Origin of the sequence: Bacillus cihuensis (assembly GCF_000504145.1) — a bacterium.
Taxonomy (GTDB): Bacteria; Bacillota; Bacilli; order Bacillales; family DSM-1321; genus Peribacillus; species Peribacillus huizhouensis.
The window spans coordinates 909681-918703 of the sequence record NZ_KI632495.1; the positions used below are offsets into that span (position 1 = coordinate 909681).

A 9023-nucleotide genomic window follows, 5' to 3' on the forward strand; every position below is an offset into this window, starting at 1 on the left:
AATGACAATACGAACCCGATTTTATCCCTCCTATATCGTAAATATAGATTGGATATATTCTATTTCCTTTGTAATTCCCTCTCTTAAAGAAATTTTTGGATTGTAGTTCAGCAATTTTTTTGCTTTTGAGATATCTGCCCAAGTGTGCCTTGGCTCTCCAAGTAGTTTTGGCAAGTAATCAACTATTGCTTTTTTTCCTGTAAGTGTTTCTATGATTGTAAGTATTTCATTAATCGAGGCACGTTCTTTTCCTCCAATATTGATGGTCTCGCCAATCACATTGTCCTTGTAAATAATCGACGCTATAGCTTCAACACAATCCGTTACATAGGTGAAATCTCTCGTCTGTGTCCCATCACCAAATATGGAAAGTGTTTCTTCTTTCAAAATCTGTGTAATGAAGCGGTGAAACGCCATATCTGGTCTCTGTCTTGGCCCGTAAACAGTAAAAAACCTTACAGTTACAATCGGGATGTTGAAGCTTTTATGATAAACATAACATAAATGTTCACCTGTTAATTTTGTGATTCCATATGGGGAGAGTGGAGTGAGATAGGCATTTTCAGCGACTTTTCCATCTACTTCTCCATAAACAGATGAAGTGGAGGCATAAATAAACTTAACTAATTTTTTATTCTTAACGGCTTCTAAAAGACGCTGTGTTCCGGATATATTATTTTTTACATAAGGATCAAAATCTTTTCCCCAACTCGAACGAACACCAGGTATTCCTGCTAAATGATAAATAACATCAATATCTTCAAGTAATTTTTCTAGGTTAGCTGTCAATATATCCGCTTCAATTAACTTAAAACGTTTGTTTAAGAGCAAGTTATCCAGATTCACTCTCTTCAGTTTATTAGGTGTTGGACCAGTAAATATGTCAACTCCAACAATTTCATTATTCATGTCTGTTAAAAGCTTCTCGCAAAGATGTGAACCAATAAATCCCGCCGCCCCTGTGACCAATATTTTCATGAACGGGCAACTCCGATATATGTTAAACCTGTTTCCCTGACTACTTGTGGATCAATACAGTTACGTGCGTCCAAAATGAAATCACCTTTCATTAGCGCTTTTATTTTCAACCAATTTAACTGTTTAAATTCATCCCAATCTGTTGCGATAATCACACAATCAGCATTCATAATTGCCGTTTCTAATTTGGCATGCTGGCTGACCGTTTCCACCTTTTCGAAAGGAAGTTGAGCTTTAGGATCATACGTTTGTACAATGCAGCCTAGTGAACTTAATTTTTCAATTAATGAAACAGCTGGCGAATATCTTGTATCATCCGTATTTGGTTTGAAAGCAACACCTAATACAGCAATTGTTTTCCTTGAAAAGTCATCTATGAAAGCACTTAGTTTCTCTATATATAGATTAACTTGTGATTGATTTACTGCCTGAACAGCTTGTAACAACAGTGGAGTTACATTTTTATCTAATGCACTGTATTCTAATGAACGAACATCCTTTGGAAAACAGGAACCGCCGTACCCAATTCCCGACGAAAGAAAATGGGGACTTATTCTCGGATCAGTACCTATTCCCTTTGTAACATCTTCAATATTCACATTATATTTATCACAGATTCTTGCTATTTCATTGATGAATGAGATTTTTGTCGCTAAAAAAGCATTGGACGTATATTTAATCATTTCTGCACCGTTAAGGCTTGTGACTATGAAAGGTGCTGTAATGCTTTTATATATTTCTTTTAAGATTGAAAGGGATTTTTGATCGTCTTGCTGTTTGCCTATGACAATTTTGTCTGGTTTTATCATATCTGAAATGGCAGTACCCTCTCGAAGAAATTCTGGATTAGATACGACGTTGAATAGCTTTGGATCCACTCCTTTTTCTTTTAACATTTTATCTATATTTTCATTGGTCCCAGGTGGCACCGTACTCTTTGTAATAATCGTTTTATAAGAGCTTATCGCTTTAGCAATTTCATCTACTACTGATTGAATATATGTTAAATCGGTTCTCCCATCCGATAATGATGGAGTGCCAACAGCGATGAAAATTACCGCTGCTTTTTGAATGTTTTCAACAATCATCGAGCTAAATGTCAATTGATCTTTGTTTTTACTTATTAATTCAGATAATCCAGGTTCGTAAATTGGAACTTCACCGCGTTTTAGTTGTTTAATTTTTTCAATATTTGTGTCAACACAACAAATAGAGTGTCCGAGATCTGCCAGAACGGCTGCGGTCGTTAAGCCTACATAGCCCGCCCCTATCACACAGATTTCCATACCACATAGTCCCCTCTCTATATATCTAAAGTTCTATATCATATTAATGGACAAATTTCTGTGACTTAACAAATGCCTATATACAATAAAAATTTCCTTTATATAGGATCTGTTTAACCAAGAATAACCCTATTTATCTCAGCTACTTTTGACAAAAATAATTATTCAAATTTAAAAAATACTTAGAAATTAGACTATTGCACTTCCAATAACAAAGAAAAAATCATTTAATACTAAAGTTAACATAATTTTAACATTGTCATAAATCTCTACTGTTTCATAAAATAATAAATAGCATTCGAGGTGATTTAAGAAATGATCAAAAAGGCAATTATCCCTGCAGCAGGATATGGAACGAGGGGTTTACCAATAACAAAAGTTGTACCGAAAGAATTATTTCCGATCGGTGTAAAACCTGCTATTCATTATGTCGTAGAAGAGGCTTTAGCCTCTGGAATTGAGGAGATCTTATTCGTAGTTTCACAATCAAAAAATCTGATTGCAAACTATTTTGATCGCTCACTTGAACTTGAAGCATTTCTTGAAAAAAAACAATCTACTCATTTATTAGAAAAAAACAAAATTCCTGATATTCATATCCAATATATTCGCCAACCATATGCTAGAGGGCTTGGTGATGCAATCCTCTTAGGGAAAAACTTTGTTGGTAATGATCCATTTGCTGTTTTATTACCGGATGAAGTTATTTTTAATAATAAAACAAACGGATTAAAACAGTTAATAAAGGTTTATGAAAAACAAAAGAAAAGTGTACTTGGTCTATATGAAGTAGAAAAGCACCTGTTGTCAAATTATGGTGTTGTCGAAAGTCGAAAAATTGAGAAGAAAATTAGTAAAATAGTTAATATTGTTGAAAAACCACAAAAAAATCCACCGTCAAATTTAGCTGTCATTGGCAGATACATCTTCAATCCATCAATTTTTTCCTATATAGAAGGATTAACACCTGGGGTAGGAAAAGAAATTCAATTAACTGATGCCATTAATGAAATGATGAAGGCAGAAAGTTTCTTTGGTACGACGATTGTTGGAGATCGCTTTGATATTAGTAGATTTGAGGAGTTTCTAGCTGCCAATCAATACATTCAACCATTTATGGAGTAGTGCATATATAAGTATAGAATTTGAAAAGGAACGTTCCATATGTGGATTTAAAACAAGTGGTTTAATACCACTTTGACCAATTCTTCAATGAAAGGGAGTGTAACCAATAAATATCGCATTGATTTGCACAGAAAAACTCACCGTTCCTTCTATTAGAGGTGGTGCTATTCAAGTTTTAATCGATGGAGTGACACCTTATATTAACAAGAAACATCATGTAACAATTTATTGCATTACAGATCCGGATCTTCCCGACATGGAAGAAGTAAATGGTGTCAAATATATTCGTGTTCCCCGTGATAATTACCCATTTAATGTAGGAAAAAAACTGGCAGAAAAAATGGCAAACAAGCAATACTACGATGTAATCCATGTATTCAACCGTCCTCGTGATCTCTTATTCTATAAAAACGCTATGCCTGCGAGCCGTTTTGTGTTGAGTCTTCATAATGAAATGTTTGGGAAAGAAAGAATCTCTACAGAAATGGGGAATTTGGTCATTAGAGCCGTGGATAGTATCATGACTATCAGTGAATATATCGGAGAAACAATCTTATCTCGTTTTCCTTTAGCCAAAAACAAGGTTAAGGTTATTTATTCCGGAATTGATTTGCAAAGATATAAACCTATTTGGGATCAAGTTGCAAATCCTCTAAGGAACGAACTTCGAAAAAAGTATGGGGTTAAGGATAAGAAAGTTGTCTTATTCGTTGGGCGCTTAAGTACCGTAAAAGGACCTGATATACTTTTAAAAGCCATGAAGCAAGTCATTGAAGAGCATCCTGATGCGGTATTAGTCATTGTGGGTAGTAAATGGTTTAGTGACGATAGAATTGATGAATTTGGATTAAATTTGCGAAAACTTGCTGAAAAGTTAGGAAAAAATAAAGTTGTATTTACAGGTTTTATACCCCCAAGCGAAATTCCTGCTCATTTCCTAGTTGGGGATGTATTCGTCTGCAGTTCCCAATGGCAAGAACCCCTTGCTCGAGTACATTACGAAGCGATGGGGGCCGGGTTACCGATCATTACTACGAACCGAGGAGGAAATGCAGAAATTATTAAACATCTAGAAAACGGTATCGTCATAGATGATTATACAAATTCAGAATCATTTGCAGACGCCATTACCTATTTATTATCCAATGAAAAAGTGGCCGACTCGATTGCCAGAACAGGCCGGTTATTCGTTGAATCAAATTATGGATTTGAGCATGTATCTCAACGTTTGGAACATCTATATGCAACTTCCCTGGAAAGAAAGAAATCATAGGAAGATGCCTTTATAAGACACGTTATTGCAGAAGTTGTAATATAAGCTTACACTCACACTATCCTCTAAAAGTGAAGAACATTTATTATCCTTTAAAGGTAGAAAATGAATTGCGAATTGTACCTGTAGAGTAGACTCTAAAAAAGGGCTGCTCTACAGGTTTTTTTTATGTAGTATGAATAAATATGGGTAAGAAGTTCGTTTTATAAAAAAAAAAATCGTTTATTATCTATTAATCCTTATGTCAATTTCGTAAGCTCTAATGGAACACGTTACGGAAGAGTTTAATACATTTTCATTTAAGAAAATGAGAAGAGATTATTGCCAACGTACATATTGTAAAAAACTTTAATTGTAATATACAGTTTTATGTATATAGATATTTAAGTCACCTCATTTGGAACACACTCTATAATTTTTTACGAAATACTTTTCACAAATATAGACCCGCTTCCTAAAAAACGGGTCTATATTTGTGATGTTAAGGTTTACTTAATCAATTTTTCTTTTTTGAAGCTCTCTAATCAAATTTTTTATCGAATTTTCAGACGAAATTTTACTCATATCGTTAATCGTTTGTTCTACGATCATCTCTCTTAAAGAATCTCTAAGAGACTCTTTAATCAAATCTCTAACAGTAACAGTTCTCGATTTACTTTTAGTTCTATTATTTTTAATTCCTTTTTCTTTTTTGGGTTCTGGTTTTAGTTCTAGTTCTGGTACTAGTACTGGTTCTGGTTCTGGTTCTAGTTCTGGTACTAGTACTGGTTCTGGTTCTGGTTCTGGTTCTGGTTTATTATCTAAGGTTATTATTGATTCTTCTATTACTTCATCTTCAGAATTAGTCTCCATTTTATAATTCTGCTCATTTTGGGATTTAATTTCAGATGGCTTAGCTTCAATAGGATCAGGGCTCATCACCAAAGCTTTGCTGATTAATTGTTCATCATTATTGGGTAGATCTTGTGGTCCTGATGAAGATGACGTATGAATCGCCTTATCCCATACTGCAAGTATCTCCGAAGCAACTCTGTCCCACTTATAAAGAGATACTGCAAGTTCCCTCCCTTTTATCCCCATATTTTTCATTTTTGATTTGTCAGCTATAATTTCAGTAATCTTATCGACAAAACCAACTGGATTATCTGGATTTTCTACAACTAGACCATTTTCATTAAGTTGAATGACTTCTGCATTTCCACCTCTTGCAGTCGTTAAAATAGGTAGACCTGCTGCCATCGCTTCGTAATGTACTCGTGCCAATGGCTCGTTCCATTGAGACGTGCATACAAATAAATCAGCCGCTGCAAACCAGTTTTGAATGACACTTGGAGAAACAAAACCTGTTGTTACTACTGGTATTGAAAGTTTCTTTGTCATTGCTCTTACATAGGCAACATAATCAGTTACCTCATCTTTGCTAAACCAACTACTCCCTACTATTACTACTGCTAAATCTTTAAATTTTTTTGTAAGCTCTGGCAATGCCCGAATTAATCGATCTACGCCTTTATTGTGTGAAAGTCTACCTGCAAACAAAATGACAGTTTTGTTTTCTAAGCCATGTTCTCTACGAATTTCATTGCGTATTTTTTGCATTTTAGGATGATTTCCCGGTAAGAATTGCTCAGTATCTACGCCAGAATAAATTGTGGAAATTTTCGCTGTTGCTTGTGGATAAAGATTCTTAATTACATTACCAACATAGTCACTTACCGTTACAATATTAGATACTTCTTCTAATGCAGCAGTTGCTTCTTCTGGACTTATTTTGTCAGGATTGAACATATCATTATGCATACTTAGAGTAATTTTGGCTTCAGGAGCTGCTTTCCGAACTGGTAGGATCAAACGCGGCCGATTGAAAATATGAATTAAGTCAAAGGATGTCGATTCTAGATACTTGATGACGCCTTCTCGATAGATTTCTAATATTTGACCAGGTACGCGTACATAATGAACACCATTTATAGTTTCTAGATTTGGAAGTGATGGTTCACTAATCCCTAAAACTGTAATTTCATGAAATTGGGATAAATAAGGGAGGTTCCCCGAAATATACGTTTGAATCGCCCCACCTAACACCGGAGGCACTGGTAGTTTTTCTGTACATATCATTAATATTTTCATCGTTATTCCATCCCCCTCCAATCGCCTGCGATTTCTTCAAGCACTGGCCATTTAGTCTGATCAGTATCGACAATTGTTTGGATCAACTGTGTTGTTTGATCATTTAAAAATAATTCAGGATCATAGACAACCTCTTTAATATTTTTATAAAATTCATTTGGGAGTGACAAATCAATCATTAAAATCTCATATAATTCAGTTGTTAGGGGATTTGATTCATGATAAGACTTAATCATTTCCCGAACCCAATGTACATCCCATCTATATAAATCTGCCATTGTGCCACTTATCAGCTTTCTTAAATCGCGAAGCGGAAGATCAAACGCAACCCCATCTAGGTCAATAATCCACATTCCATTACTACCCATTTGCCCATTTGACCAGCCATAGTCTTGATGAACAAGTCCCCAAAAAGCATTTCCTTGTTTTATCAATTCGGAATAACTCGATTGATTAAGCCTTGTTAAACTATTTCTTGCTTGCTCTTCAAACATATCAACTACATTTAATAAATGTGTACTTGCTGGTAATTCACGATAGACGTTAGCAATGTTTCGGAACCAATCCATTTTTTTGATCATCTTTTCATAACTAGATGGCCATTTACGCAGTCGTGAAGCTACTTCAGATTGTTGCGGTGGCTCATACCCCTTACTTAAACGATGAAATTCACCGAGAGCATAACATAAATGTTTCGCACCTTCTAAATCTTTCGTAACAGGTGCTAACGGTTCAATCCACTCTGCAACGAACCATAACTTCCCTCCTGCTTCGACATAATCCTTTTCATCCTTTGTTTTTACAAGTGGCGGAACTCTCGCTTCTTGTACTTTAACTAAATACTCCTGAGCTCCTAAGCTAAACATGCTTCTCGTTGGCCTTCTGTGTAACAGCTTTAAACTTTTGGGACCAGAAGTTGTTTCAAGTTTCCAAATCGCACCGCCTTTATCTGCTTTTGTAGTTATGACTTGTTTGCTATTAACAGAAAGATCGTAACTCTTAAGAACTTCCTGTGCTATTTGCTCAATATAATCAGGTACAAAAAATTCATCAGTTAAATCATCGGTTTCCCATGGTTCAATTATTAAATTATCCATCATATCCCTCCTATGAATTAAATCGTAGTTTCTGCAAGAAATAAGCGCTGTCAATTTTTTACGATGGAAACCATATAGGTTTATCAACGCTTTACTAAAAAATATATTTCTTCATATGCACCTGTAATTTATTCGAAGAATTATTCCCATGGATCCTAATAAAATTCAGGTAAAAGATGATGTTTCTCCAAGTTATTAATATAAGAAGTCTAAGTGTATTCGGCTATTTGTAATGTTAGGGAAATTGGTATTAGTTTATAATTTTTTCAAGGACCCATTTGCAGAATTAAATACTCTTAACTAAATTATGCACTAATCAAATATTTGTATAGGACAGTTGCATAGAAGCATAAGGCAAATTTGAATAATTCATCTTTCAACAAGCTATCATTGTCTCAACTTAATTGGAAAGTTGAAATTCTTACTTATTTAAGAAATGAAATTACCAGCTAATTTGAACGCTTGTCCAATTCGCAAAAGTATTTTTAGACAAATTAATAAAGTGAAATTTCAATCAGTGAGAGGGGTTCTTCATCCCCCACTGATCTTAGTTGAACCAACAAGGTATTTACCGTCAGTTGTCTCCCACCAACACTTCTTAGAATTCATCTAAGCCTTGAGGTGGGGGTCTTACTAATGCGGAATAAAAATATTAGGGGGATCACTTTAAGTTGACCCCCCTAAAGAAGATTTTTTTTAGTTTTTCTAAATAACTACATTTTTTTATTCGTCTTAGTCCACACTCTCGTCTGAACTCTCATCTACACTTTCTTCGACACCTTCATACTCGCTCTCATCAGCGCTTTCATCGGCACTTTCATCTACACTTTCTTCGGCACCTTCATATTCGCCCTCGTCAGCGCTTTCATCGGCACTTTCTTCGGCACCTTCATATTCGCCCTCGTCATCGCTTTCATCTACACTTTCTTCGGCACCTTCATATTCACCCTCGTCAGCGCTTTCATCGGCACTTTCATCTACACTTTCTTCGGCACCTTCATATTCGCCCTCGTCGGCGCTTTCATCTACACTTTCTTCGGCACCTTCATACTCGCTCTCATCGGCACTTTCATACTCACTTTCGTCGGCACTTTCATACACGCTCTCGTTCAAACTTTCATCCCCACTTTCGTC

The 9023-nt window shown here is 35.4% G+C and carries 6 protein-coding genes and 1 pseudogene; 2 read left to right on the top strand and 5 right to left on the bottom strand.

Going from position 1 to position 9023, the window contains the following annotated elements:
* Positions 1-30: 30 nt before the first annotated feature.
* Positions 31-978 (bottom strand): NAD-dependent epimerase/dehydratase family protein, encoded by a 948-nt coding sequence (locus V179_RS0110265; protein WP_028391362.1) that lies wholly within the window; start codon positions 976-978, stop codon positions 31-33.
* The gene (locus V179_RS0110270) at positions 975-2264 is read right to left on the bottom strand and encodes a UDP-glucose dehydrogenase family protein (protein WP_028391363.1); all 1290 of its coding nucleotides are present in this window, start codon (positions 2262-2264) and stop codon (positions 975-977) included. Before V179_RS0110270 ends, V179_RS0110265 begins: the two co-directional genes overlap by 4 nt.
* A 315-nt stretch (positions 2265-2579) precedes the next feature.
* On the opposite strand from V179_RS0110270, the gene V179_RS27735 reads away from it, so the two are divergent.
* Positions 2580-3389, top strand: coding sequence for a UTP--glucose-1-phosphate uridylyltransferase (locus V179_RS27735; protein ID WP_051404918.1), 810 nt, complete (start codon positions 2580-2582; stop codon positions 3387-3389).
* A gap of 118 nt (positions 3390-3507) precedes the next feature.
* Positions 3508-4662 (top strand): glycosyltransferase family 4 protein, encoded by a 1155-nt coding sequence (locus tag V179_RS0110280; RefSeq protein ID WP_235179019.1) that lies wholly within the window; start codon positions 3508-3510, stop codon positions 4660-4662.
* Positions 4663-5154: 492 nt separating this feature from the next.
* Here the strand turns inward: V179_RS0110280 and V179_RS27740 are convergent, their stop codons facing one another.
* The 3 genes and pseudogenes from V179_RS27740 to V179_RS27745 form a co-directional block, all read right to left on the bottom strand.
* A complete protein-coding gene (locus tag V179_RS27740; RefSeq protein ID WP_084552298.1) occupies positions 5155-6792 on the bottom strand; it encodes a glycosyltransferase family 4 protein in 1638 nt (545 codons plus the stop codon).
* A 2-nt stretch (positions 6793-6794) separates the two neighbouring features.
* A complete protein-coding gene (locus tag V179_RS0110290) occupies positions 6795-7889 on the bottom strand; it encodes a CotS family spore coat protein (RefSeq protein ID WP_028391365.1) in 1095 nt (364 codons plus the stop codon).
* Between the two features lie 732 nt (positions 7890-8621).
* A pseudogene (locus V179_RS27745) lies at positions 8622-9023 on the bottom strand (hypothetical protein); the annotation flags it as partial.